26 protein-coding genes and 1 tRNA gene are annotated in these 25,454 nt (G+C 34.5%); 24 read left to right on the top strand and 3 right to left on the bottom strand.

Going from position 1 to position 25,454, the window contains the following annotated elements; all coding sequences use genetic code 11:
- The first annotated feature begins 6 nt into the window (after window positions 1–6).
- From FLY87_RS06175 to FLY87_RS06075, 21 genes are all read left to right on the top strand, one after another.
- Window positions 7–1,638, top strand: a complete 1,632-nt coding sequence (locus tag FLY87_RS06175) for a methyl-accepting chemotaxis protein (RefSeq protein ID WP_141266599.1) — start codon at window positions 7–9, stop codon at window positions 1,636–1,638.
- 24 nt (window positions 1,639–1,662) lie between these two features.
- A tRNA-Ser gene (locus FLY87_RS06170) sits at window positions 1,663–1,753 on the top strand.
- A gap of 15 nt (window positions 1,754–1,768) precedes the next feature.
- Complete coding sequence (locus FLY87_RS06165) at window positions 1,769–2,380, top strand: DedA family protein (protein ID WP_141266597.1); 612 nt, start codon at window positions 1,769–1,771, stop codon at window positions 2,378–2,380.
- A 55-nt stretch (window positions 2,381–2,435) separates the two neighbouring features.
- Window positions 2,436–3,008, top strand: coding sequence for a 2-oxoacid:acceptor oxidoreductase family protein (locus FLY87_RS06160; protein WP_012545865.1), 573 nt, complete (start codon window positions 2,436–2,438; stop codon window positions 3,006–3,008).
- Window positions 3,005–3,292: a 4Fe-4S binding protein gene (locus FLY87_RS06155; RefSeq protein ID WP_012546290.1), complete on the top strand. Its 288-nt coding sequence runs from the start codon at window positions 3,005–3,007 to the stop codon at window positions 3,290–3,292. The genes FLY87_RS06160 and FLY87_RS06155 overlap by 4 nt, the downstream gene beginning before the upstream one ends.
- Window positions 3,292–4,473, top strand: a complete 1,182-nt coding sequence (gene porA / locus FLY87_RS06150) for a pyruvate ferredoxin oxidoreductase (RefSeq protein WP_028842561.1) — start codon at window positions 3,292–3,294, stop codon at window positions 4,471–4,473. The genes FLY87_RS06155 and porA overlap by 1 nt, the downstream gene beginning before the upstream one ends.
- A 1-nt stretch (window position 4,474) precedes the next feature.
- Complete coding sequence (locus FLY87_RS06145; protein WP_012545618.1) at window positions 4,475–5,428, top strand: thiamine pyrophosphate-dependent enzyme; 954 nt, start codon at window positions 4,475–4,477, stop codon at window positions 5,426–5,428.
- A 93-nt stretch (window positions 5,429–5,521) separates the two neighbouring features.
- The gene (locus FLY87_RS06140; protein ID WP_012545945.1) at window positions 5,522–5,899 is read left to right on the top strand and encodes an NADH-quinone oxidoreductase subunit A; all 378 of its coding nucleotides are present in this window, start codon (window positions 5,522–5,524) and stop codon (window positions 5,897–5,899) included.
- Window positions 5,896–6,495: an NADH-quinone oxidoreductase subunit B gene (locus FLY87_RS06135; RefSeq protein ID WP_028842562.1), complete on the top strand. Its 600-nt coding sequence runs from the start codon at window positions 5,896–5,898 to the stop codon at window positions 6,493–6,495. Before FLY87_RS06140 ends, FLY87_RS06135 begins: the two co-directional genes overlap by 4 nt.
- Window positions 6,464–6,997: an NADH-quinone oxidoreductase subunit C gene (locus FLY87_RS06130; RefSeq protein ID WP_028842563.1), complete on the top strand. Its 534-nt coding sequence runs from the start codon at window positions 6,464–6,466 to the stop codon at window positions 6,995–6,997. Before FLY87_RS06135 ends, FLY87_RS06130 begins: the two co-directional genes overlap by 32 nt.
- Window positions 6,987–8,180, top strand: coding sequence for an NADH dehydrogenase (quinone) subunit D (gene nuoD / locus FLY87_RS06125; protein WP_012545955.1), 1,194 nt, complete (start codon window positions 6,987–6,989; stop codon window positions 8,178–8,180). The genes FLY87_RS06130 and nuoD overlap by 11 nt, the downstream gene beginning before the upstream one ends.
- On the top strand, window positions 8,180–9,181 hold the full coding sequence (gene nuoH, locus FLY87_RS06120) for an NADH-quinone oxidoreductase subunit NuoH (RefSeq protein WP_141266595.1): 1,002 nt from the start codon (window positions 8,180–8,182) through the stop codon (window positions 9,179–9,181). The genes nuoD and nuoH overlap by 1 nt, the downstream gene beginning before the upstream one ends.
- Before the next feature lie 6 nt (window positions 9,182–9,187).
- Entirely contained in the window at window positions 9,188–9,784 is a 597-nt protein-coding gene (locus tag FLY87_RS06115; RefSeq protein WP_012545900.1) for an NADH-quinone oxidoreductase subunit I, read from the top strand.
- Window positions 9,768–10,280, top strand: coding sequence for an NADH-quinone oxidoreductase subunit J (locus FLY87_RS06110; protein ID WP_141266593.1), 513 nt, complete (start codon window positions 9,768–9,770; stop codon window positions 10,278–10,280). Before FLY87_RS06115 ends, FLY87_RS06110 begins: the two co-directional genes overlap by 17 nt.
- On the top strand, window positions 10,277–10,579 hold the full coding sequence (gene nuoK, locus FLY87_RS06105) for an NADH-quinone oxidoreductase subunit NuoK (RefSeq protein WP_141266591.1): 303 nt from the start codon (window positions 10,277–10,279) through the stop codon (window positions 10,577–10,579). Before FLY87_RS06110 ends, nuoK begins: the two co-directional genes overlap by 4 nt.
- Before the next feature lies 1 nt (window position 10,580).
- Window positions 10,581–12,473 carry an NADH-quinone oxidoreductase subunit L gene (gene nuoL, locus FLY87_RS06100; RefSeq protein WP_012546379.1) on the top strand — a complete coding sequence of 631 codons (1,893 nt, stop codon included), beginning with the start codon at window positions 10,581–10,583 and terminating at the stop codon, window positions 12,471–12,473.
- A 9-nt stretch (window positions 12,474–12,482) separates the two neighbouring features.
- The gene (locus FLY87_RS06095) at window positions 12,483–14,099 is read left to right on the top strand and encodes an NADH-quinone oxidoreductase subunit M (protein ID WP_141266589.1); all 1,617 of its coding nucleotides are present in this window, start codon (window positions 12,483–12,485) and stop codon (window positions 14,097–14,099) included.
- Window positions 14,096–15,472 carry an NADH-quinone oxidoreductase subunit N gene (locus FLY87_RS06090; protein ID WP_012545829.1) on the top strand — a complete coding sequence of 459 codons (1,377 nt, stop codon included), beginning with the start codon at window positions 14,096–14,098 and terminating at the stop codon, window positions 15,470–15,472. The genes FLY87_RS06095 and FLY87_RS06090 overlap by 4 nt, the downstream gene beginning before the upstream one ends.
- 80 nt (window positions 15,473–15,552) lie before the next feature.
- Window positions 15,553–16,641 (top strand): efflux RND transporter periplasmic adaptor subunit, encoded by a 1,089-nt coding sequence (locus tag FLY87_RS06085; RefSeq protein WP_028842564.1) that lies wholly within the window; start codon window positions 15,553–15,555, stop codon window positions 16,639–16,641.
- 1 nt (window position 16,642) lies between these two features.
- Entirely contained in the window at window positions 16,643–19,726 is a 3,084-nt protein-coding gene (locus FLY87_RS06080; RefSeq protein WP_028842565.1) for an efflux RND transporter permease subunit, read from the top strand.
- Window positions 19,727–19,763: 37 nt separating this feature from the next.
- Window positions 19,764–20,246: an adenosine-specific kinase gene (locus FLY87_RS06075; RefSeq protein WP_012545207.1), complete on the top strand. Its 483-nt coding sequence runs from the start codon at window positions 19,764–19,766 to the stop codon at window positions 20,244–20,246.
- On the opposite strand, the gene amrS is transcribed toward FLY87_RS06075, so the two are convergent.
- Together amrS and FLY87_RS06065 are read right to left on the bottom strand one after the other, a co-directional pair.
- Entirely contained in the window at window positions 20,243–21,253 is a 1,011-nt protein-coding gene (amrS, locus tag FLY87_RS06070) for an AmmeMemoRadiSam system radical SAM enzyme (RefSeq protein ID WP_028842566.1), read from the bottom strand. The two genes, FLY87_RS06075 and amrS, sit on opposite strands and share 4 nt — an antisense overlap.
- On the bottom strand, window positions 21,250–21,498 hold the full coding sequence (locus FLY87_RS06065) for a DUF2934 domain-containing protein (RefSeq protein ID WP_012545990.1): 249 nt from the start codon (window positions 21,496–21,498) through the stop codon (window positions 21,250–21,252). The genes amrS and FLY87_RS06065 overlap by 4 nt, the downstream gene beginning before the upstream one ends.
- 392 nt (window positions 21,499–21,890) lie before the next feature.
- Here FLY87_RS06065 and FLY87_RS06060 point away from each other — a divergent pair, with 392 nt between their 5' ends.
- The 3 genes from FLY87_RS06060 to opp4C are packed head-to-tail and all read left to right on the top strand — an operon-like array spanning window position 21,891 to window position 24,464.
- A complete protein-coding gene (locus FLY87_RS06060) occupies window positions 21,891–22,607 on the top strand; it encodes a tRNA1(Val) (adenine(37)-N6)-methyltransferase (protein WP_012544975.1) in 717 nt (238 codons plus the stop codon).
- A gap of 44 nt (window positions 22,608–22,651) precedes the next feature.
- Window positions 22,652–23,632 (top strand): ABC transporter permease, encoded by a 981-nt coding sequence (locus FLY87_RS06055; protein WP_012546375.1) that lies wholly within the window; start codon window positions 22,652–22,654, stop codon window positions 23,630–23,632.
- Window positions 23,625–24,464 carry an oligopeptide ABC transporter permease gene (gene opp4C / locus FLY87_RS06050; RefSeq protein WP_012545272.1) on the top strand — a complete coding sequence of 280 codons (840 nt, stop codon included), beginning with the start codon at window positions 23,625–23,627 and terminating at the stop codon, window positions 24,462–24,464. The genes FLY87_RS06055 and opp4C overlap by 8 nt, the downstream gene beginning before the upstream one ends.
- 13 nt (window positions 24,465–24,477) lie before the next feature.
- Here opp4C and lpxC read toward each other — a convergent pair whose 3' ends face one another.
- Window positions 24,478–25,356, bottom strand: coding sequence for a UDP-3-O-acyl-N-acetylglucosamine deacetylase (lpxC, locus tag FLY87_RS06045; RefSeq protein ID WP_012546610.1), 879 nt, complete (start codon window positions 25,354–25,356; stop codon window positions 24,478–24,480).
- Window positions 25,357–25,454 lie beyond the last annotated feature (98 nt).

The raw sequence follows: 25,454 nt of genomic DNA, 5'->3' as shown, positions 1-25,454 counted from the left end.
GGGAATATGGGGTTTTTAAAAGAATTAGACAAAAAAGTAAAGCTTCGCTGGAAAATGATAATTCCTCTTGCCATTGCAATTGCTTTCGGTGTTATTGCAACTGTGTTTGTTACCGGATATGGTGCATACAAGATTGCCTATGATGCATCAATTCATTATGGTGCAAAAGAAGTTCCTCAGGAGATAATGAAAGAAGTAAAAACATTGCAGTTAGTTTTTGCTGTTTTAGGATTATTGGGGATAGTTTCTGCATCAGCTATTGTATATATAACTTATATGGTTACGCATAAACCTCTTAATATTCTTGACAGGACTCTTCATAGAATATCAGAAGGAGACCTAACTGTAAGTGTGGGTTTTAAAGACAGAGTTGATGTAATTGGAAGGCTTGCAAAAAGTATAGACAAGGTTTTACAGACTTTTATTAATCTCACAGATAAATCACTTGAATATTCACAAAGACTTGCTGCTACAGTGGATAAATGTAATAAGGTAATAGATGATACAATTGAAGGAGCTAAAAGACAGTCTCAACAGGCAAATCAGATAGCAACCGCTGCTGAAGAGATGACTCAAACAATTACAGATATTGCAAACAATGCATCAAAAGCATCTGAAACAGCAACTGAAGCAATGGATATAGCGAAAAAAGGACAGGATAATGCTCAGATGGCTGTCCAAAAGGTTAATCTTGTTTATGAAACAACAAATGAGCTTGGTCAAATGATTGATAAATTAAACAGGAGCGCCTCTGAGATTGGAGAGATTGTTACAGTTATAAAAGACATAGCAGATCAGACAAATCTTCTTGCATTGAATGCAGCTATTGAGGCAGCAAGGGCAGGAGAACAGGGTAGAGGCTTTGCAGTTGTTGCTGATGAGGTAAGAAAACTTGCAGAGAGAACAATTAAGGCAACAGAAGAAATAGCAAACAAGATAGGAGTGATTCAAAAAGAAACCAATGAAACTGCTCAGTCAATGAATAGAGAACTTAAAGAGGTTAAAGAAGTTACTGAGTCTGTTAACAGAATTGGCAAAGCATTAGGAGAAATTGTATCATCGGTGATAAAAGTCAAAGATCAGATAACTCAAATTGCTACAGCAGTAGAAGAACAGTCTGCTGCCAGTGAGGAAGTTACAAGAAATATTGAAGAAAGTGCAAAGATAGCTTCTGAGATTGAAAAACTTGCTGGGCTGATTGTAAAGGATTCTTATGATATTCTCCATATTTCATCTGATTTGAGACACACTGCCTCTATTGTAAAGACAAAGAAAACACAGGAGATGCTTTTTGACATATTCAAAGGAGATCATGAACGGTTAATGGTGAGAATATTTGCTCATATAAGAGGTATAGACAAGCTTGATCCTGAGAGACTTGCAGATTATCATTCTTGCGGAGTGGGTAAGTGGTATTATGGAGAGGAAGGGCAGAAATTTAAAGATTTACCAGGATTTACAGAGTTTGAAGATGTTCACAGATTGTGTCATACAATTGGTAGAGATATAGTAATTGCTCATAATTCAGGTGATCATGAAAAAGTGAAAAAATTATTAGGAGAAATGGAAAAGAACAGTGAAAAGCTTAACAGAATATTAGAGCAGCTAAAGAATGGTTATCTTGCAAGAATAAGCTAAAGAATGCTATTATTAAAAAAGTTTGGAGAGGTGGCCGAGTCGGTCGAAGGCAGCCGCCTGCTAAGCGGTTGTGGGGTCAAAAGCTCCACCCAGGGTTCGAATCCCTGCCTCTCCGTTTTTTTATATAAGAATGAATTCTTACTCAATTATAGAGCAATTTTCTTATCTTGGCTTATTTTTTTTATTAATTCTTGGTGGACTTGGTGTTCCTTTCTTCCCTGAAGACTTAATTCTCATTGCCTGTGGAGTATTAATATCAGTTGGTATTATCAAACCTGTTCCAGCAATTTTAATTTCCTATGCAGGTCTTATTTTATCTGATTTTATGCTTTATTGGGCGGGAAGAAAATTTGGTAGAAAAATAGTGACTAATCAGAGATTTGAAAAAATTTTATCTCCTGCCAAATTTTTGATAATTGAAAAGAAATTTAGAAGACATAGCACACTTATAATGTTACTTGGAAGACTTTTAATTGGTTTTAGAACTCAGGTTTTTTTACTTTCTGGAATTACTAAGGTTTCAATGACAAAATTTTTAGTGATTGATTCATTTGGTTCAGCAGTTGTTCTTTCCATCATGATTACCGCAGGATATCTCGGAGGTAAATTTTTAGAAAGTGTGCAAAAAGGTATGTTGTATATGGAATATATCGTTGGTTTTTTAATTGTGGTTGCTATTATTTTGATTATAATTTATTTGTCTTATAAATACATGACAAAATCAAATAACCATACATCGTGATAAAATTCTTTTTTTTTTGTTAAAATAAGCAAAACTCTTTTTTGAGAGGTGTTTTATGGAAAAGGTAGAAATAAGATGGCATGGAAGGGGAGGGCAGGGAACTGTAACTGCTGCAAAAGTTTTTGCAGATGCCTGCCTGAGTGGTGGTAGATATGTTCAGGCTTTCCCTGAATATGGGCCTGAAAGAGCAGGTGCACCCCTTAGGGCATACAACAGAGTAAGTTCTAAAGAATTAAGAATGCACTGTCCTGTCTCTAATCCAGATGTAGTAGTTGTTGTTGATCCAACTCTTATAGAAAGCATTGATGTTACAGAAGGTGCAAAGGATGATGCTAAATTTATAATCAATTCTTCTAAAGAGGCTGCTGAATTAAGAAAAAAACTTAATTTAAAACCAACACAGAAACTTTATGTGCTTGATGCGACAAAAATTGCTATTGACTGTTTTGGTAGACCTATGCCTAACTCACCCATGGTAGGAGCTTTGAATAAAGTAACAGGTTTGGTTAATCTTGAAACACTGCTTGAGGATGTGAAAAAGAGCTTCGGCAAAAAATTTTCACAGAAAATAATTGATGGTAACCTTCTTGCAGTAAAGAGAGGTTACGAGGAGGTGAAAGAAGGATGATAGGATGGAAAAAAATACCACCAGGAATGGTAATACTTGAGCCAGGGAGTGCTCTAAAATTTAAAACAGGTTCATGGAGAGCTTTTAAGCCAAGATGGATAGAGGAAAATTGTATTCAATGTCTTCTTTGCTGGCTTTATTGCCCTGATAATGCAGTAAAGGTTAAAGATGGAAAGAGAGAGGATTTTGATTTTGATTATTGCAAAGGATGTGGAATCTGCGCTCTTGAGTGTCCTGGTAAAAAAGGTAATAAGGCAATTGTAATGGAAGAGGAGGTGAAATAATGACAAAGGTGGTTGCAGTTACAGGAAATGAAGCAGTTGCGAATGCCTTTCGTCAGATAGAACCTGATGTATGCGCAGCCTATCCAATAACACCGCAGACTGAGCTTATGCAGAGATTTGCTGCATTTGTATCTGATGGAAAAGTGAAAACAGAGCTTATTCTTGTTGAAAGTGAACATTCTGCTATGAGTGCATGCGTTGGAGCTGCTGCAGCAGGTGGAAGAGTTGCAACAGCTACATCTTCTCAAGGATTGGCACTCATGTGGGAGATTCTTTTTATTGCCTCTGGGTTAAGGCTTCCAATTGTTATGCCTGTTGTAAATAGGGCACTTTCTGCACCGATAAATATTCACTGTGATCATTCTGATGCAATGGGAGCAAGAGATAGTGGATGGATTCAGCTTTGGAGTGAAAATGCCCAAGAAGCCTATGATAACACAATTCAGGCATTCAGAATTGCTGAAGATATGGATATAAGACTTCCAGTAATGGTTTGTTATGACGGTTTTATAATAAGCCATTCAATAGAAAGAATTGAATATCTTGATGATGAAACTGTTAAAAAATTTGTTGGAGAATATAAACCTCTTTATCCTCTCTTAGATATTGATAATCCAAAAAGCTACGGACCGCTTATTCTTACTGATTTATATCATGAGGTAAGAAAAGCTCATTCAGAGGTTTATAAAAATGTTCCAAAAGTTGTACTTAAAGTTGCAAAGGAGTTTGAAAAGATATCAGGTAGAAAATATGGACTTTTTGAAACATACAGGCTTGATGATGCGGAGATAGGAATTGTTATTTTAAATTCCGCAGCAGGAACCACCAAAGATGTAATAGATGAATACAGAGATAGAGGTATAAAGGTTGGACTTCTTAAACCAAGACTTTTTAGACCCTTCCCATATGAAGAAGTAGGTAAAGCCCTTAAACATTTAAAAGCAGTATGTGTTCTTGACAGAGCAGATGCTTTCGGTGGTTCTTTTGGACCTCTTTATCTTGATATTGCAGCCAGTTTATGTAATTATTCTGAAAAGCCCTTACTTATAAACAGAATATACGGTCTTGGTGGAAGAGACTATATGCCAGAGCATGCTTCAGAGGTAATTGAAGAGTTAAAGAAGATTGCAAAAACAGGAAAAATAAAAATTTTAAAAGAATACATTGGAGTGAGGGAGTAAAATGGCAACACCACTTAATTTAAAGGAACTATCTAAAAAAGAATTAAGATTTACATCAGGTCATCGTCTCTGTGCAGGATGTGCAGCACCGACAGTTGTCAAGATGATTCTTCTTGCAGCCTGTGATTATCCTGTTATTGCCGCATCTGCTACAGGATGCCTTGAAGTTTCATCTTGCATATCAACATATACTGCATGGAAGATTCCTTGGATACATAATGCCTTTGAAAATGCTGCTGCAACACTTTCTGGTGTTGAGACAATGTACAGAGCTTTAAAAAAGCAGGGGAAAATTGATAAAGATATTAAATTTATTGCTATATCTGGTGATGGTGGAACTTATGACATAGGATTTCAAAGCCTTTCAGGTGCTATGGAACGGGGACATGACATGCTTTATGTATGTTATGACAATGAAGCATATATGAACACTGGAATTCAACGTTCTGGGGCTACTCCAACTTTTGCAGATACAACAACCTGTCCAGCAGGTTCTGTTATCCCCGGAAAACCTCAACAAAGGAAAGATTTAACAAGAATTATGGCAGCTCATGGACTGCCTTATGTGGCGCAGGCATCACCAAGCCATTGGCCCGATTTAATGAAAAAGGTGAGGAAAGCACTTGAGATACCAGGTCCTAAATTTATCAATGTATTTACACCATGCAATAGAGGTTGGAGAACCAGAACAGATGATGCTATTCTGCTTAGCCGATTAGCAGTTGAAACCTGTTTCTGGCCACTCTATGAAGTGGAAAATGGAGTTATAAAAATAACAGTCAAACCAAAAGAAAAAAAACCTATTGTTGATTTCTTAAAGGCGCAGGGAAGATTTAAACACCTATTTGAACCTGGTAAAGAACATCTTATTGATCAAATTCAGCAGATGATTGATAGAAACTGGGAAAGACTTTTAAAAGAAGAAGAACTGTTCGCTCCTAAGGAAGCCAAATAGAATCTTTCTGGCTCTCTGTAGTCTCTACAGAGAGCCATTCTTTTTTTTATCTATTTTTGTTATAATATCAGCTATCACTTTTAAGGGTGGTAAATGGAATCAGATGCTTTAATACACAGATATCTGCCTGTTTTGATAGTAATAATTGTTTCAATTATTATTGGGCTTTCCATGCTTTTTCTTAGTAAATTACTCCGTCCAAAAAGAACTTACACATTAAAGCTAACGCCATATGAATGCGGAATTCCTTCTATGGAAGATACATGGGAAAGATTTAATGTTAAATTTTATATTGTTGCATTAGTTTTTGTTATTTTTGATGTTGAAACTATTTTTCTTTATCCTTGGGCAGTTGTATATAAAAAAATTGGACTTTATGGTTTAATAGAAATGTATCTTTTCATTTTTATTCTGCTCATCGGTTATTTCTACGCAATTGGTAAAAATGTTTTTAATTGGAGAAAGGAATGATTCATGTTGTTGATACTGTTACAGAACCTGTAGAGATAGAACAGGGGATTAAAATAGTTCCAGCAGCAAATACGATTATTACAAAACTTGATAAAATAGCAAGTTGGGGAAGATGTTCTTCTCTATGGCCCCTTACTTTCGGACTTGCCTGCTGTGCAATTGAAATGATGGCAACAGCTGCATCTCATTATGACCTTGATAGATTTGGAATTATTATGAGAGCTACTCCGAGACAGGCAGATGTAATGATAATTGCAGGAACAGTGACAAAAAAGATGGCTCCTGTTATAGTTAATCTTTATCATCAAATGCCTGAGCCAAGATATGTAATTGCAATGGGAAGTTGCGCCTGTAGCGGTGGAATTTTTAATACTTACAGCACTGTTCAAGGAGTAGATGAGATTTTACCTGTAGATGTTTATATCCCGGGATGCCCACCAAGACCTGAAGCTTTAATAGAGGGATTATTAAAATTGCAAGAAAAAATAAAAACTGAACCTCATAAAAAAACAGGCTGTCTTTCAGGCGTTTGTTTAATTGATAAATCTCAGAGAAGGTGTAGTTATGAATCCTGTAGAGATAATAAAAAGGATTAGAGACAAATTTTCTGACGAAGTTTTATGGTTCATATGCTTTAGAGACGAATGTTCAATTGTTGTAAAAAAAGAAAAAATAAAAGATATTCTTTCACATTTAAAAAATACACCAGAATTGGAGTTTGACTATCTTATTGACCTTACAGCAGTTGATTATCTTGGTTTTAGAGAACCTCGTTTTGATGTTGTTTATTATTTGATGTCAATTAAACATAAACACAGAATAAGAATAAAGGCACAAGTGCCAGAGCAGGGATGTTGTATAGACTCAGTAGCAGATTTATGGGCAACAGCTAACTGGTTTGAAAGAGAGTGTTATGATATGTTTGGAATAGAATTTACAGGACATCCAGACCTTAGAAGAATCCTTATGCCTGAAGATTGGAATGGTTTTCCTTTAAGAAAGGACTATCCAGTTAAAAGCGAACTTGCAGATAAAGAATGGGGGATATACAAGGAACTAAAAGAGAGTGCAAAAGCTTGGAAGGAAAATGCAAAATAAGATTAAAACAGTAAAAGAACTCACTGTCAATATGGGACCACAGCATCCAGCAACGCATGGAGTTCTTCGTCTTGTTCTTGAACTTGAAGGAGAAGTAATAAAAAAATGCATTCCCTATATAGGTTATTTACATAGAGGAGTAGAAAAACTTTCTGAAGATTTAACTTATGTTCAATCTCTTCCTATTACTGACAGAATGGATTATCTTTCAAGTATGGTAAACAATGTAGGATTTTGCGTGGCAGTTGAAAAACTTATGGGAATTCAAATTCCTGAAAGAGCAAAATTTATAAGAACCATAATGGGAGAGATGGCAAGAATATGCAGCCATCTTGTCTGGATTGCTACACATGCTCTTGATATAGGAGCGATGACTGTTTTCCTTTATGCTATGCGAGATAGAGAATATTTGCTTGAATTATTTGAAATGGTAACAGGTGCAAGATTAACAGTTAGTTATCCAAGAGTTGGAGGAGTGAGATGTGATGTAAATAATGAATTTCTTGATAAAACTTATAAATTCATTGAGGAATTTCCCAGAAAAGTTGAAGAGTATGAAACATTAATAGACCGTAATAGAGTATGGTTGAAAAGAACAAAAGGGGTTGGAGTGATTAGTGCTGAAGAAGCTATTAACTGGGGACTTACAGGACCAACCCTCAGAGGTTCAGGAGTTTACTACGATGTTCGTAAGTTTTTTCCTTATGATGCCTATGATAAAGTAGATTTTGAAGTCCCACTTGGTAAAAATGGGGATATTTACGATAGATATAAATGCAGAATGCTTGAGTTCAGACAGTCTGCAAAAATTATAAAACAATGTATTGAAAGACTTCCTGATGGTTCTATTCTTGCTGAAAATGCTTTAAGAATAAGAATGCCAGAGTCTCCTCTAAAGATTGATAAAAAAGATATTATTTTTGATGTGTACATTGAAGATAAGCAAATTCAGGAATTTATTCAGAAATTTACCGAGGTTTATGCTTCTGTTGAAGCACCTCGTGGAGAACTTGGGTTTTATATTGTTTGTGATAATTCTTCAAAGCCTTACAGAATGAGAGTGCGTGCTCCGTCTTTTGTTCATGCAGGAGTATTGCCAAAACTTTGCGAAGGTTCATTAGTTGCAGATGTAATAGCAAATATTGGCTCAATTGACATAGTTTTAGGAGAATGTGATAGGTGATGGACACGATTTATGTTATAGCTGTAGCAATCGTCAAAACAGCGGTTTATTTTGGAATTCTTATGCTTCATGTTGCTTATGCTACTTATGCAGAGAGAAAGATCATAGGACATATTCAATTAAGGCTTGGTCCTATGGTTGTTGGTCCTCATGGACTGCTTCAACCAATTGCAGATGTTGTAAAACTCATTTTTAAAGAAGATATTATTCCTATAAAAGTGGATAGAATCGTTTTCAGAACAGCTCCGCTTATAAGTTTAACAGCAGCTTTAAGCACTTTTGCCGTGATTCCTGTAGATAAAAACTGGGTTATTGCAGATATAAATGTAGGCTTGCTTTATGTTATTGGTATAGCTGGAATTGGAACATATGGAATTATTTTTTCAGGATGGGCATCAAACTCAAAGTACGCCTTTTTGGGTGGTCTTCGTTCAGCAGCTCAGATGATAAGCTATGAAGTTGCTCTCGGATTAAGTCTCGTAGGAGTTATTCTTATGGCTGAGTCTTTTAACTTAACAGAGATTGTTAACAGGCAGTCAGAACTTTGGTATGGAATGTTTTTATTTCCTCAGATTATTGGATATTTTGTTTTTGTAGTTGCCATGCTCGCAGAAACCAACAGATTACCATTTGACCTTCCTGAAGCAGAAACAGAACTTGTAGCAGGATACTTTGTTGAGTATTCTGGAATAAGATTTTCACTTTTTTATCTTGCTGAATATCTTGCAATGTTTTGTATGTCTGCACTTGCAACAATATGCTTCTGGGGAGGATGGACAGTCCCTCCAATTTTGATAAAGGCTCTACCCTTACTTGGAGTTATTCCAGGTATTGTATGGTTTCTTTTGAAGGTTTACTTCCATATATTTTTATTTTTTTGGCTCAGGGGAACTCTTCCAAGATACAGATATGATCAACTCATGGCAATTGGATGGAAGATTTTAATTCCTTTAGCATTATTGAACATAGTAGTTACTTCAATTTTCAGGTATTATTCGTGAGGTAGCATGAAACTAAACGAAATTATAAATAAGATTTTTCTAATTGAGATATTTAAAGGACTTTTATTAACATTGAAAATGCTTTTTAGCAAACCTGTAACAATTCAGTATCCATTTGAAAGAAGAAAAATTCATGATGGTTTCAGGGGTAGGCATGCTCTTGTAAGAGATCCGTTTACAGATAAGGATAAATGCATAGGATGTATGAGATGTACAACAGTTTGTCCGTCAAGATGCATTTATATTAAAAGAGAAAAAACAGAGAATAAAATGGTTGTAACAGATTATATTATTGATGCTTCAAGGTGTATATTCTGTGCATATTGTGTAGAAGCCTGTCCTGTTTGCGCTTTGGTGTTGACAGAAGATTTTGAATATTCATCGTACACAAGAAATAATTTGATTTTCAATAAAGAACAGTTGCTCAAAAATTGGGATGAGTTTGCCAGTAAATGGACACGTGATGTTTACTTTAATAAATTCTGGCAACCACCGGGAATTGATCCATCAAGATGGCCTAAGACAAAAAGAGAACAAAAGCCGATTCCAATTAAAAGAGTTATTGAGATAAAGAAGGAGGTAGCGGATGAATCCGCTAATTGAACAAGTTTTCTACGTATATTTTTTCATAAGTCTTACTATTTTAAGTATTGCTGTAATTGCTTCTAAGAATATTATTCATAGCGCTTTTTTCCTTCTGATTTTTCTTCTTCATGTGGCAGCAATTTTTCTTTTTTTAAATGCTGAGTTTTTAATGATTATTCAGATTATTGTTTATGTAGGAGGAGTTTTGGCACTGTTTATTTTTGCCATAATGATTATGAATATAAAAGAAGAATTTAGGCATAAAAGATTTGTAAAATTTTCTATTGCAGGATTGATTACAGGTTTTCTATTTCTGGCAGGTTTATATATTTTCTTAGGAACTGTAAAATCACCAGAGAATGTTTTAATTAAATCTGATGTAAATTCATTAGGTAAGCTTTTATATTCTTATTATTTTTTGCCATTTGAAATACTTTCCTTAGTGTTACTGATTGCTATGATAGGTGGAATTATTATTGCAAAAAAGACCCCATTTGATAGGGAGGGGAAATGATACCTCTTAGCTGGTATTTATTATTGAGCGCTACTTTGTTCAGTATAGGTTTAATTGGTTTTGTAATAAGAAGAGATTTGTTTGTAATGCTTATGTGTCTTGAAATAATGTTTAATGCTGTTAATATTGCTTTTGCTTCATTTAGTTATTATAATGCTAATCTTACTGGACAGATTTTTGTTTTATTTTCAATAGCAGTTGCTGCATGCGAAGCTGTTATAGGACTTGCAATTGTTCTCGCGCTTGTTAGAAATACAGGTATCAATCACTCTGATGAGATTGTTAATTTGAGGGGTTAAGATGGAAAAGTACTATATATTAATACTTCTTTTCCCTTTAGCAGGATTTCTTTTTAACATTCTTATAGGTAGATTTATATCACCTAAGGTAGTAAGTTGGGCTGGTGTGCTGTCAATTCTGGGCTCACTGGTTGTAGCGTTGTTTGCTATTGCTCAGGTTTTCTCTGGAAAGACTATTGAATACAACATCTATACATGGATTCTGTCTGATGATTTAAAAGTAAGTTTTGGATATCTTATTGACCAGCTTACTGCTGTAATGCTTTTTGTCGTATGTTTTGTTGGATGGCTTATTCATATTTACTCTGTTGGATATATGCATGGAGATCCGGGATATCCAAGATACTTTGCTTATCTTAATCTTTTTGTATTTTCAATGCTTATGCTTGTTATGGGTAATAATCTTGTCATGCTTTATTTCGGATGGGAAGCAGTTGGACTTTGCTCTTATTTTTTGATTGGCTTCTGGTATCATAAAAAGACAGCATCTGATGCAGGCAAAAAAGCTTTTATTGTTAATAGAATAGGAGATTTTGGTTTTGCACTTGGAATATTCCTTCTGTTTATAAATGTATATGCTTTAAACTATACTGATATCTTTCCTAAAATTCCAGGACTTCAGGGGCATACACTAAATATATTTGGCTGGAATATTGATTTAATAACTCTTATAGCGCTTTTACTGTTCTGCGGCGCTGTTGGAAAATCCGCTCAAATTCCTCTACATGTCTGGCTTCCTGATGCAATGGAAGGGCCAACACCTGTGAGTGCTCTTATTCATGCAGCTACAATGGTTACTGCTGGGGTGTTTATGGTTGCAAGGCTTAATCCTATTTATGGAATGTCAGAGATAGCACTCGCAGTGGTTGCAATAACAGGTGCTGTGACAAGTTTTTTTGCTGCAACCATAGCACTTGTACAAAGAGATATGAAGAGAATTATCGCATACTCAACAATAAGCCAGATTGGATATATGTTTATTGGTTGTGGAATGGCTGCATATGGTGCAGGCATATTTCATTTGTATACTCATGCTTTCTTTAAGGCTCTTTTGTTTATGGGAGCAGGTAGTGTAATGCACGCAATGGCTGGTGAACTTGATATATACAAGATGGGTGGACTAAGAAAAAAAATGCCTATTACCTATATTACTTTTTTGATAGCCTCTCTTACTATTGCAGGAATTCCTGGATTTTCAGGATTTTTTAGTAAAGATGAGATTTTATGGGCTGCTTTTGCTTCTGCTAAACCCTATGGAAAGTTTATCTGGCTTCTTGGAACAATTACAGCAGCTTTGACTGCTTTTTATACATTTAGAATTTTATTTGTTGCATTTCATGGGAAGTTTAGAGGAACACCAGAGGAGTTTAAACATGTTCATGAGTCACCTCCAATAATGACAGTTCCACTAATAGTCCTTGCAATTGGCTCAGTTATTGTTGGATACTTTTCTATTCCTCATTTTCTTGAACCAGTTATTCCTAAACCTGTGTTTGCCGCACCTCATGAACAGGAAAGAGTTGTAATGACAATGTCAATTATTGCTGGTGTAACTGGAATACTGATTGCCGGATATATATATATTGTAAAATCTACAGTTTCTGCAAGACTTGCAAAAACTTTCTCAGGAGTTTATAAAGTTTTATGGAATAAATACTATGTAGATGAGCTTTACAGTTTTCTCTTTGTAAAACCAACCTTATGGATTGCTGAAAAATTCATAGAGAGATTTGCAGACATAAAAATAATAGAGGGTATTGTTAACGGAATTCCTAAACTTATTTACAAAACAGGTTTATTGATAAGACCTATCCAGACAGGTCAGCTTCAACAGTATGCAATTTTTATGATAGCTGGAATAATTATTTTTGTTTTAATAATTCTCAACATATGAGGTTAAAAAATGCATGAGGAAGTAATAGCCCGAAATAGTAATAATTTTGAGCTTAAAAAGTATCTTCTGATTTCGTTTTTACTTATTATTCTTGTAGGCAGTGTTATTTTAGTATCTGGTATCGCTGCAAATAATTTGTCGTTTCCGATTCTTTCAACTCTTATTTTCTTTCCTGTAGCTGGTGCAACTCTGATTGCTATAATTCCAAGAGATAAAGAAGAGTTAATAAAATTTTCAGCACTTATAATTTCAATCGTAGAGTTCATTTTTAGCATTCCTCTTTATATATCTTTTAATAAAACTACATCACAAATGCAGTTTAAAGAAGAACATCTGTGGATTCCAGAGTGGGGAATAAAATATTATCTTGGAGTTGATGGAATAAGCATTCTTTTTATTCTGTTAAGTAGTCTTCTTACAATTCTCTGTGTAACGGTTTCATGGAAAGAGATAGATAGGAAGATTAAAGAGTTTTATGCTGCTTTACTTATTACCCATTCTGCAATGATTGGCGTATTTATGAGCCTTGATATTTTCCTCTTTTATATTTTTTGGGAGGCAATGCTTATTCCCATGTATTTAATTATTGGAATATGGGGTGGTCCAAGAAGAATTTATTCAGCTATAAAGTTCTTTTTATATACTTTTATTGGTAGCGTTCTCATGCTTGTTGGAATTCTGGTTCTTTATTTTCATACAGGAACATCAGATATTCTATCACTTATGAAAAATTCATACCCTTATAAAATGCAACTTTGGCTATTTTGGGCTTTCTTTGCAGCCTTTGCAGTTAAAGTGCCTATGTGGCCTGTGCACACCTGGCTTCCAGATGCACACACTGAAGCTCCAACAGCAGGAAGTGTAATACTTGCAGGAGTTCTCATTAAAATGGGAGCCTATGGATTTTTGAGATTTAATCTTCCAATGTTTCCAGAAGCAACTCTTGCAATGAAGCCTTTTATGATGATTCTTTCAGTTATAGCAATTATATATGGTGCTTTAATATGTTTGATACAGAAAGATCTTAAGCGTCTTATTGCCTATAGCTCTGTAAGCCATATGGGATTTGTAACACTTGGAATTTTTGCTTTAAACCAGCAGGGAATACAGGGTGGGATTATTCAGATGCTTAATCATGGAGTTGTTACAGGGGCGTTATTTTTATGTATTGGAATTGTTTATCAGAGAACCCATACGCGCCAGATTGCTCATTATGGAGGAGTAGCTACAGTTATGCCTGCATATTCAGCATTCTTTATGATTTTTACACTTGCTTCAATTGGGCTTCCTGGAACAAATGGATTTATTGGTGAGTTTTTGATACTTCTTGGCACTTTTAAAGCATGGAAACTTATGTGCATTCTGGCAGCTACTGCCTTAATAATTGGAGCAGCTTACATGTTATGGCTATATCAGAGAGTTTTCTTTGAAAAAACAAATCCAGAATTTTTACAGCATATACATGGATATAGTGATTTGAATTCAAGAGAGATTGTTACACTGCTTCCTCTTGTTTTGGTTGTGCTCTGGATCGGTTTTTATCCAAATGCTTTATTAAGCTTTATGGATGTCTCTGTGAAAGAGCTTATTAACCATGTAACACAGTCTGTGGGGGCAATGAAATGAATATATCTCAGATTCCTTTGCAAGTTGAAGCTCTAATACCTGAGATAACTCTTACAGGTTTTGCATCATTGATTTTGCTTGCTGGATTATTGAAACTAAAAAATGAAGTTTTAGTATGGAGTTCTGTTTTATTTTTAGTCATTTTTGCATTTTTTATTCCTTCTTTTGAAGGTGAGGCTTTCAATGGAATGTTTTTGAATGACTTCTTAACAATATATCTGAAACTTATTATAATTATCGGAACTATCATATCTTTGCTTGTTTTAACTTCATATTTGAAAGAAAAATTAATCCGGTTTAATGAAAGTATAGCTTTTATTCTCTTTTCTGCACTTGGTATGATGCTACTTGTCTCCGCAAGAGAGTTAATTAGCTTTTTTTTATCATTTGAACTCATGTCTTTAAGTATATATGTGTTAGTCGGAATTAGAAGATATGACGTAAAGTCAAATGAAGCCGCAGTTAAATATTTCATGCTCGGTGGATTTTCTTCAGCAATTATGCTTTTTGGAATTGCTTTTATTTATGGAGCAACAAATACAACAGAACTTTCTTTAATTTTAAAAGTTATTTCAAATTACAATCCATTGATTCTTATAGGACTTGGACTTTTTATAGTTGGACTTTGTTTCAAAATAGCTCTTGTACCATTTCATATGTGGGCTCCTGATGTGTATGAGGGAGCACCAACGCCTGTAACTGCTTTCATATCTACTTTGCCAAAAGTGGCAATTCTCGGTGCTTTTGGTAGGGTTTTAGTTGAAATTTTTAGAGATTACTATATTGACTGGAGCAATTTTCTTATCGTGCTTTCTATTGCTACAATGGCAACTGGAAATTTCTTCGCTCTTATACAGAAAAACATAAAAAGAATGCTTGCCTATTCAAGCATAGCCCATGCAGGCTATATAATAATTGGAGTGATCGTAGGAACCCAGTCAGGTTTTAATTCAGTAGTTGCTTATATGTTTATTTATACATTAATGAATATCGGCGCCTTTGCAATGGTTATTGCTTTTAATGAAGAGAGTATTGAAAATTACAAAGGACTTCATAAATTTCATCCTGCCCTTGCTATAGCGATGTTAATATTTATGTTTTCTCTTACAGGCGTTCCACCCACAGCAGGATTTATTGTTAAATTCAACATATTCCTTCAGGCAGTTAAAGCAGGCTTTACATGGCTTGTAGTTATTGCTGTGATTTTTACTGTTATATCTGCTTACTACTATTTGAGAATCGTAATGTATATGTATATGAAAGAGCCTGTGAAATTACCTGAACCAATTTATTCAAGAGAACTTGAAGTTGCTATTTTAATTTGCACTATAGGTGTTACCTTCTTGGGTATCCTTCCATTGTTTTTGATTTAAATGCTAAATTATTGACAAATTCTTTCTTTTTTTATTATTTTAGTAAGTGCTTACATGCTGACAATTTAACAGGGGGTAAAATGAATATATTTAAAGCTTTTTTATTATTTATATGTTTTTTCTTGCTTTGTTCTTGTTCTAAATCATCTCAACAAAAACAGCCACCTCCTGTGCCAGTTGTTGTTACTCAATCAGTGGTTAAGGATGTGCCAATTCAGATTACAGCAATCGGAAATGTAGAGGCATACTCTTCAGTTGTAATTAAATCAAGGGTTGAGGGACAACTAATCAGAACAAATTTTAAAGAAGGTGATGAGGTTAAAAAAGGTCAACTTCTTTTTGTGATTGATCCCAGACCATTTGAAGAAGCAGTAAGGCAGGCTGAGGCGAATCTTTTAAGAGACAAAGCTCAACTTGAGTTTGCAAAAGCTGACCTTGAAAGATATGATGAACTTGTAAAGGAAGAACTTGTTTCAAGACAACAGTATGAGAAAATTAGAACCACCTATGAATCTCTAAAAGCTACTGTTAAAGCTGATGAAGCAATACTTAACAATGCAAGACTTCAATTAAATTATTGTTATATTTATTCACCAATTGATGGTAAAATTGGTTCTTTACTTGTACATCCAGGTAATATGATAAAGGCAAATGACACTCAGATTGCGACAATAAATCAGATAATTCCAATATATGTTCGTTTTTCAGTGCCTGAGCAAGAGCTTTTCAGAATTAAAAAAGCAATGTCCCAGGGATCGCTTAAAACTGAAGCAATTGTAAAGGGAGTTGATGCAAACTATTCTAAAGAGGGTAGAGTTGTATTTATTGACAATGCTGTTGACACAGCAACTGGTACAGTTAAGCTTAAAGCTGAATTTGCAAATAGGGATAAAATTCTCTGGCCAGGGCAGTTTGTGAATGTTGTTTTAACTCTTGGAATTAAAGATAAGGCAATAGTAATTCCCTATAGAGCTCTTCAGACAGGACAGAAAGGTCAGTATGTTTATGTAGTTAAAGAAGACAAAACCGCTGAGATAAGAGAAGTTCAGCCAGGATTAAGGTTTGGTGATGAAGTTACAATAGAAAAAGGATTAAATTCTGGAGAAACAATTGTTGTTGATGGTCAACTAAGACTCATTCCTGGAGCAAGGGTGGAGATTAAAAAGTAAAATGAACTTCTCCCAGATTTTTATCCAACGTCCTGTAATGACAACTCTTTTAATGTTGGCTATAATTGTTTTCGGATTAGTAGGATACCGTTATCTGCCTATTGCAGAACTTCCAAATGTTGATTTTCCGACCATACTTGTTACAGCAAATTTACCTGGTGCTTCACCAGAAACAATGGCATCAGCTGTTGCAACTCCGCTTGAAAGGGAGTTTTCAACAATTTCAGGATTAAAATCAATGAACTCTATTAATGCAAAGGGAGTAACTCAGATAACTCTTGAGTTTGACTTAAACAGAGATATAGATGCAGCAGCGCAAGATGTTCAAACCGCTATTTCAAGAGCATCAAGACAGCTACCTTCAAACATGCCAACTCCTCCTACTTATAACAAAGTTAATCCTGCTGATATGCCAATTCTCTATTTTGCAATTACTTCTCCAACGATGCCTCTTTACAGACTTCATGAATATGCTGATACACTTTTAGCGCAGAATATCTCTATGGTAAATGGAGTAGCACAGGTTCAGATATTCGGAGCTCAAAAATATGCTGTTAGAGTGAGAATTGACCCTAATTTGATAGCAAGTAAAGGGATTGGGATTGATGAAGTTGAGCAGGCAATTAAAAAAGGAAATGTAGAACTTCCCACAGGTACACTTTATGGTAATTATCAGGCATTTACTATAGAAGCAACAGGACAACTTTTTAATGCATCTCATTATAATGAACTTATTATAGCAAGTAAAGAAGGCTCTCCTGTAAAAATTAAAGATATTGGAGAGGCTGTTGATAGCGTTGAAAATGATAAACTTGCTGCATGGTATGGAAGTGGTGGAAAACTTCAAAGAGCAATGGTTCTTGCAATATACAGACAACCTGGAACAAATACTGTTGAAGTAGCAGATAATGTTAAAAAGAAAGTAGATGAACTTAAAAGACAGATACCGGCAAGTGTTTCTTTGAATCTTCTTTATGACCGTTCCCAATCAATAAGAGAGTCTGTAAGAGATGTACAGTTTACATTGTTATTTACAGTTTTTCTGGTAGTGCTTGTTATTTTTCTCTTTTTAAGAAGACTTTCAGCCACAGTGATTCCTTCTGTTGCTTTACCAATCTCAATAATTGGAACATTTGCTGTTATGTATCTTCTTGGATATAGTCTTGACAATCTCTCTCTTATGGCACTTACTCTTTCAATTGGTTTTCTGGTTGACGATGCTATTGTTATGCTTGAAAATATTGTCCGACATATTGAAAAAGGAGAAAAACCTTTTCAAGCAGCTTTAAATGGTTCAAAGGAAATATGGTTTACGATTCTTTCCATGACTCTTTCACTTGTTGCTGTTTTCATCCCTGTGCTTTTCATGGGTGGAATTGTGGGAAGACTTTTTAAAGAGTTTGCTGTAACAATATCTGTTGCTATACTTATTTCAGGATTAGTCTCTCTTACGCTTACTCCAATGATGTGTAGCAGATTTCTGAGAGTTCAAAATCAAAAACATGGTAAGCTTTATATGGCTTTAGAAAAAGGATTTGAATGGATGATAAATGTTTATAAAATTAGCTTGAGCTGGTCTTTGAAGCATCATAAGTTAATGATGATCGGTTCTGGTGTAATTTTAATAATTACAGCTTACATATTTGTAAAAATACCAGCAGGTTTTCTACCAAGTGAAGATAAAAGTCAAATTTTTGTTATGACAGAAGCATCGGAAGACATATCTTTTGATGAGATGGTAAGACATCAACTTCAGCTGGCAGATCTTATATTAAAGGAATCAGCTGTTAAGGACTTTATGACTTCTGTTGGTCCTAGTACAGCTTCTCCTGCTCCAAATGTTGCAAGAATGTTCATGCATTTAAAACCTATTTCTGAAAGGCCACATGTAGATAAATTGATTAATCAGCTTAGACCAAAGCTGAATTCCATACCAGGACTTAAAGTATATCCTCAAAATCCTCCTACAATTAGAATAGGTGGAACACTTACAAAAGCTCTTTATCAGTTTACTCTTTCAGGAAGCAATCTTGAAGAGCTTTATTACTATGCACAGGTCTTAGAAAGTAAAATGAAACAGATTCCTATAATTCAAGATGTTTCATCAAATCTACAGATAAAGACTCCACAGTTAAATATAGAAATTGACAGAGCCAAAGCTGAATCTATTGGAGTTACAGCAGAGCAGATAGAAAATGCTCTATGGGGTGCTTTCGGAAGCAAATGGATTTCAACAATTTATGCTCCTAACAATCAGTACGAAGTTATTCTTGAGCTTAAGCCAGAATATCAAAAAGACCCTTCAGCGCTTTCAATGCTTTATATACGTTCTTCAAAGGGAGAGCTTGTTCCTCTTAATTCTGTTGCAACAGTATTACAAAGTATCGGTCCATTAACTGTAAATCATACAGGGCAACTTCCTTCTGTTACAATATCTTTCAATCTTAAACCTGATATTTCTCTTGGTGAAGCTTTAAGTGAGATTCAAAAAGTTGCAAAAGCAACTTTACCGGACACTATAATGACAAGCTTTCAGGGCGCAGCTCAGGCTTTTAAAGAGTCTTTTCAGGGATTGTGGTTTTTACTTATTGTAGCAGTTTTTGTTGTTTATATAGTTTTAGGAATTCTTTATGAAAGTTTTATTCATCCTATAACAATTCTTTCAGCGCTTCCTTTTGCTGGTTTTGGAGCATTGGTGACTTTACTGGTATTTGGAGTTGAATTAAATATTTATTCCTTTGTAGGAATAATAATGCTCATTGGACTTGTAAAGAAAAATGGTATTATGATGATAGATTTCGCGCTTCATGCCCAGCGAAATGAAAATATGAAAGCTCATGAAGCAATTTATAATGCCTGTCTTATAAGATTTCGTCCTATTATGATGACAACAATGGCAGCACTTTTTGGAGCTTTACCAATTGCTCTTGGAATCGGAGCAGGTGGAGAGGTTCGTCAACCACTTGGACTTGCAGTTGTAGGTGGTTTGCTATTTTCACAAATGCTTACACTTTTTGTAACGCCAGTTTTTTATCTTTATATGGATAGACTTCAAAACTGGCTTTCAAGAAAAAAATATTTGTGATATAATTTGATTAAAAGACTGTTAAGGGAGGTATTTTATGGAACTTAAAGCAATAAAAGTTGAAATTCCTGAAGGATGCAATATAATACTTGGGCAAACTCATTTCATAAAGACTGCTGAAGATCTTTATGAGATTTTAGCAACTCATATACCACATGCAAAGTTTGCAATTGCCTTTACAGAGGCTTCAGGACCATGCCTTATTCGTTCTGAAGGAAATGATGAAGAGTTAAGGCAAATATGCATTAAAAACCTTCAAAACATAGGTGCAGGGCATGTTTTCTGCATTCTCATGAAAGGAGCATTTCCCATAAGTGTATTGAATGCCATCAAAATGTGTCAGGAAGTATGTAACATTTATTGCGCCACAGCAAATCCTCTTGAAGTAATAGTAGCAGAAACTGAGCTTGGCAGGGGAATTTTAGGAGTAATTGACGGTTTTTCACCTAAAGGAGTTGAAAAAGAAGAAGACCGTCAGCATAGAAAAGAGTTTCTTAGAAAAATTAACTATAAACTTTAAGGTAGTCCCATCCCCTCTAAAGGAGTCCCGCAGTTTAAACAGCGAGATTCCTTTATGTTTATTTTATTAATGAAAAATCCAAATCTTTCAATAACAATATTTTTACAATTTGGGCAGTAACTGTTTTCTCCTCCTTCTCCTGGAATATTTCCTGTATAAACAAATTTTAATCCTTCCTTGAGTCCTATTTCTCTCGCTTTTCTTAAAGTTTCAACAGGAGTTCTTGGTTTGTCTAAAAGCTGATATGTTGGATAAAACTGAGTTACATGCCATGGAATTGCAGGATCAATTGATACAAGAAACTGAGCTGTTTTTCTTAAAAAATCTTCAGAATCATTTAATTCTGGAATAATTAAAGTAGTCACCTCAACCCAAACACCAAGTTCTTTTAATAGTTTGATATTTTCCATTACAGGCTCAACTCTTGCTCCACATATTTTTTTGTAAAAATCATCATCCCCTTTTAAATCAACATTGATTGCATCAAGATATGGTGCAATGAATCTTAAAGCCTCCTTTGACATATAACCGTTGCTTACAAAAACATTTTTTATTCCTTCTTTGTGAGCAAGAACCATACAATCATAGGCAAACTCAATGAATATCGTGGGTTCAGTATAAGTATAGGATATACTCTTACATCCACTTGCTCTTGCTTCCTTTACAACATCTTCTGGAGTAAAATCTTCACCTGGAATGTCTTTATAAAGCTTTGGATATTGTGAAATTGCGTAGTTTTGGCAATGCAGACACCGAAAATTGCATCCTACAGTGGAGATTGAATAAGAAACTGAACCAGGATAGAAATGGAAAAGAGGTTTCTTTTCAATTGGGTCAATGTGATAAGCAATTATTTTCCCGTAAACAAGACTATAAAGTATTCCTTCTCTATTTTCTCTTACTCCACAAATTCCCCGAGCATCAGGAGAGATTATGCAATGATGATTACATAAACCGCATTTTAGTTTACCATCAGAAAGCTTTTCATAAAATAAAGCTTCTTTCACGATTTTTTACTCCTACCTTTAGATTTAGGTTTAGCTCCTTTTTTACTTCCTCTTTTTCTTTTGGGTTTTTCTTCTGCCTCAGGTTCACAACACCCGGATATTTCTTCACTTTCATATTTTGCTAAAACAATTCTCTCTGCCTCAAGCCAGTTATCAAGGTCTCTTCCTGGAATGCATCCACTTTTTACATAAAGTTCATAGGCAACCTGTCTTATTTCTTCTTCAATTTTTTCTCTGTTAATCATTTTTACTCCTCCTGACTATTTTTTAAGACCATTTAAAAAATTACAATCCCTTGACAACTGAAAGATTGTAAGCCTATTTATTTCCAATTATTTCAGTTTATCATCCATTTTTTTATAATGACTTTCCAAGTTTAGATTCTTCTTAAGGAGATATTGGACGTGATTTTCAGATACAACTCTACTTGAAGATAAGAAATAACAACTTGAAATTCTTTCTTTACTAAATAGTCTCATTATTTTAAAGTATATCAAAAAAATCAAATTTTTGCATAAAATCCACTTGTTAAGGTTTATATTGATTTTTTGTGAGTTATTAAAAAATCCTCAAGTTAAAATTTTTATTTTTGTGGTATAATCAACGGAAATAGAAATACCAAAGAATTTTCTAAAATATGGATTATACAGTTGACTCCATAGGAAGTATCAAGATTTGCCAGCCTAAAGAAGGTTACCGTTTTAGTGTAGATGCCTTAATTCTTGCTCATTTTGTTAATTTAAAAAGAGTTAATAAAGCTATTGATATTGGTGCAGGAACAGGAATAATTGGAATTATTCTTGCAAAAAAATACAGTGAATCTCATATTACAATGATTGAGATACAGTCAGAGCTTGCAAAACTTGCTCAGGAAAGTGCAAAGCTAAACAATGTCAATAATAATATAACAATTACATGTATGGATGCAAAGGACTTAATTTCTTCAGAGTCTTTTCTTCATGAATTTGATGTTGTTATATCAAATCCTCCTTTTAGAAAACCGGGCACTGGAAGAATTAGCAATCAAGAAAAAAAAGCTGTTGCAAGACATGAACTAAGCCTTACTGTGACTGATATTGCAAAAATTTCTCAGAAACTTTTGAAACATCATGGTCGTCTTTATATAATTCATCTGCCAGAAAGATTCACAGAAATTGTAAGGATAATGAGCAAACATTATCTTGAAATAAAAAGAGTTCGATTTGTTCACTCTAAAAAAGATTCTCCTGCTAAAATGGTTCTTATTGAAGCAGTAAAAGGGGGCAGGGTAGCATTAAAAGTTGAACCTCCTTTGTTTATTTATAATGATGATGGAACATATACAGATGAAATGAAAAAGATATATGAAATTTAGTAAACTGTTTCTATTAAAACTTCATTTGTTGTAAAATTTTAACTATGCTTTCATATTTAATAAAAAGATTCCTTCTTATGATACCGATTCTTTTTGGTATCACTCTTATATGTTTCATTGTGATAAATCTTGCACCTGGTTCACCTGCTACATTTCAGGAAGAATTGTCTCCAAAAGCCTCTCCAGAAGCTGTGGAAGCTCTTAAAAAGCTTTATGGACTGGATAAACCAATTCATGAAAGATATCTCAACTGGCTTAAAATGGTTGTTACATTAGATCTTGGTAAAAGTTTTGTTGATGGAAGAAATGTAAAAGATAAGATAAAAGAGAGACTGCCCATTACAGTAACTCTTAATTTATTTTCCCTTTTACTTATTCTTATCATAGCAATTCCTATTGGAGTTTACTCAGCATTGAAACAAGGAAGTCTTTTTGACAGGGCATTAACTGTTTTTGTTTTTACAGGGTTTTCTGTTCCCACTTTCTGGCTTGCTTTGCTTGCAATGATTGTTTTTGGTGTAAATCTTGGATGGCTTCCAATATCTGGAATTCAGAGTATTGGTGCAGAAACAATGCCATTTCATGAAAGATTAGTTGACTGGATAAAACATCTTATCTTGCCTGTTACAATCATGTCTTTTGCAGGACTTGCAGGGATGTCAAGATATACTCGTTCAAGTATGCTTGAAGTGTTGCGACAGGATTATATTCGAACAGCGAGGTCTAAAGGGCTTCCTGAGAGAGTTGTTATTATCAGGTATGCGTTAAGAAACGCTCTTTTACCTGTTGTAACACTTTTAGGACTTGCAATTCCTGGACTTATTGGAGGAAGTGTTATTTTTGAAAGTATTTTTTCTATTCCTGGGATGGGGCAACTTTTTTATTCGTCTGCTATGGCAAGGGATTATCCAACAATAATGGGGATATTAATAATCGGTGCATTATTGACATTAATTGGTAATCTTATTGCAGACATTGCCTATTTTATTGTTGATCCAAGAATCAGGGTAAAACGGGATGTTTAAAATAGTTTTGAAAAGGATTTTAAAAAATAAACTTGCATTATCTGGATTAACATTTATATTTTTTATTTTTTTTGTTGCTATTTTTTCTTCTTATGTTGCGCCATATGACCCATATAAAATTAATGTTTACAAAGTTCTTACTCCGCCTTCAAAGGAACATCCATTTGGAACAGATGAGCTTGGTAGGGATGTTTTTTCAAGGGTTGTTTATGGAGCAAGGGTTTCACTTGAAGTAGGCTTCCTTGCAATGGGTATTGCTATATTTACAGGGACAATACTCGGTGCAATTGCAGGATACTATGGAGGATGGATTGATACAATTATAATGAGACTTGTTGATGTGATGCTTGCATTTCCAACTTTATTTTTAATTTTAGCTGTGGTAGCTGTTCTGGAGCCAAGCATTTATATAATTATGGTAGTAATTGGACTTACAGGATGGATGGATGTTGCGAGGCTTGTAAGGGCTGAAGTTCTGTCCTTGAAGGAAAGAGAGTTTGTTCTTGCAGCACGAGCAATTGGAGCAAGTGCAGGTAGAATTATTTTTAAGCATATTCTCCCTAATGCAATATATCCTGTTATTGTTGCTGCAACTTTTTCAGTAGGAGGAGCGATATTGATTGAAAGCGGACTTAGTTTTCTTGGACTTGGAATTCAACCACCTGAGCCAAGTTGGGGCGGAATTTTAAGTGTTGGGAAAGATTATATAACTGTTGCATGGTGGCTGAGTCTGTTTCCAGGAGTTGCCATATTTTTAACGGTATTATCTTTTAATCTTCTTGGTGAAGCTTTAAGAGACGCTATTGATCCAAAACACTGGGCAGAGGATTAAATTCTTTAAAGAATTATACAGCTTGTGCTGAAAGTTGAAAATTAAAATAAGGCTCTTCTGCTAACTCATAGCAACCAGTTTCAATAAGTTTTCTTAAAAAGTTAATATGTGATGTATGTCCACCTTTTTCAATTATGAAGTGTCCTTGAATAGGATACCCAATTAAAGATAAATCGCCAATTGCATCAAGAATTTTATGTCTTACAAACTCGTCTTTAAATCTCAGGTTTCCTCCAACAACTCCTTTTTCATCAAGCACAAGAGCATTATCAAGAGAGCCACCTTTTGCAAAACCATTTTTAAGTAAATAATTAATATCTTTTAAAAATCCGAATGTTCTTGCAGGTGCTATATCATTGAGGAAATTTTGTTCATTAATTTCTATACTCAGTGACTGTTCCATAATCAATGGATGTTCATAGAAGATTTTATAAGTTATTTTAAAACCTCTATAAGGTTTCGCAAATATTTTTGAATGCGACTCTTCATAATATACAGGTTTTGTAATTTTAAATAAAGATACAGTTTTACCTTGTTTTGCAATGCCTGCTTTCAGAATTGCTTTTGTAAAATCAATTGCACTTCCATCCATTACAGGAATTTCTGAACTATCAATTTCTATAAAAACATTTGTTATTCCAAAGACATGAAGGGTAGCAAGTAAATGCTCCACAGTTCTTATTTTTATTCCATCAACTCCCAATGTAGTTGCAAAAGATGTATCAACAACAAATGGAAGCTTTGCTTTAATTGGAAAGTTTCTGTCTTTCCTGTAGAATACTATCCCTGTATCTCTTTGAGCTGGAATGAGATTGAGATTAATTTTCTTCCCTGTGTGTATTCCTATCCCTGTTAATGAAATTTCTGATTTTATAGTTTTCTGAAATGGCATCAAGGAATTGTAAACAAAAAAGATGCCAACATTTATATGTTATATTTTATAGATTTATGATATTTTTGCTGTGGCAAAGATACTACATTTATAGAAAA

The sequence above is a fragment of the Thermodesulfovibrio sp. Kuro-1 genome (assembly GCF_006538445.1).
Taxonomy (GTDB): Bacteria; Nitrospirota; Thermodesulfovibrionia; order Thermodesulfovibrionales; family Thermodesulfovibrionaceae; genus Thermodesulfovibrio; species Thermodesulfovibrio yellowstonii.
This window is presented reverse-complemented; position numbering and strand designations above follow the sequence as displayed.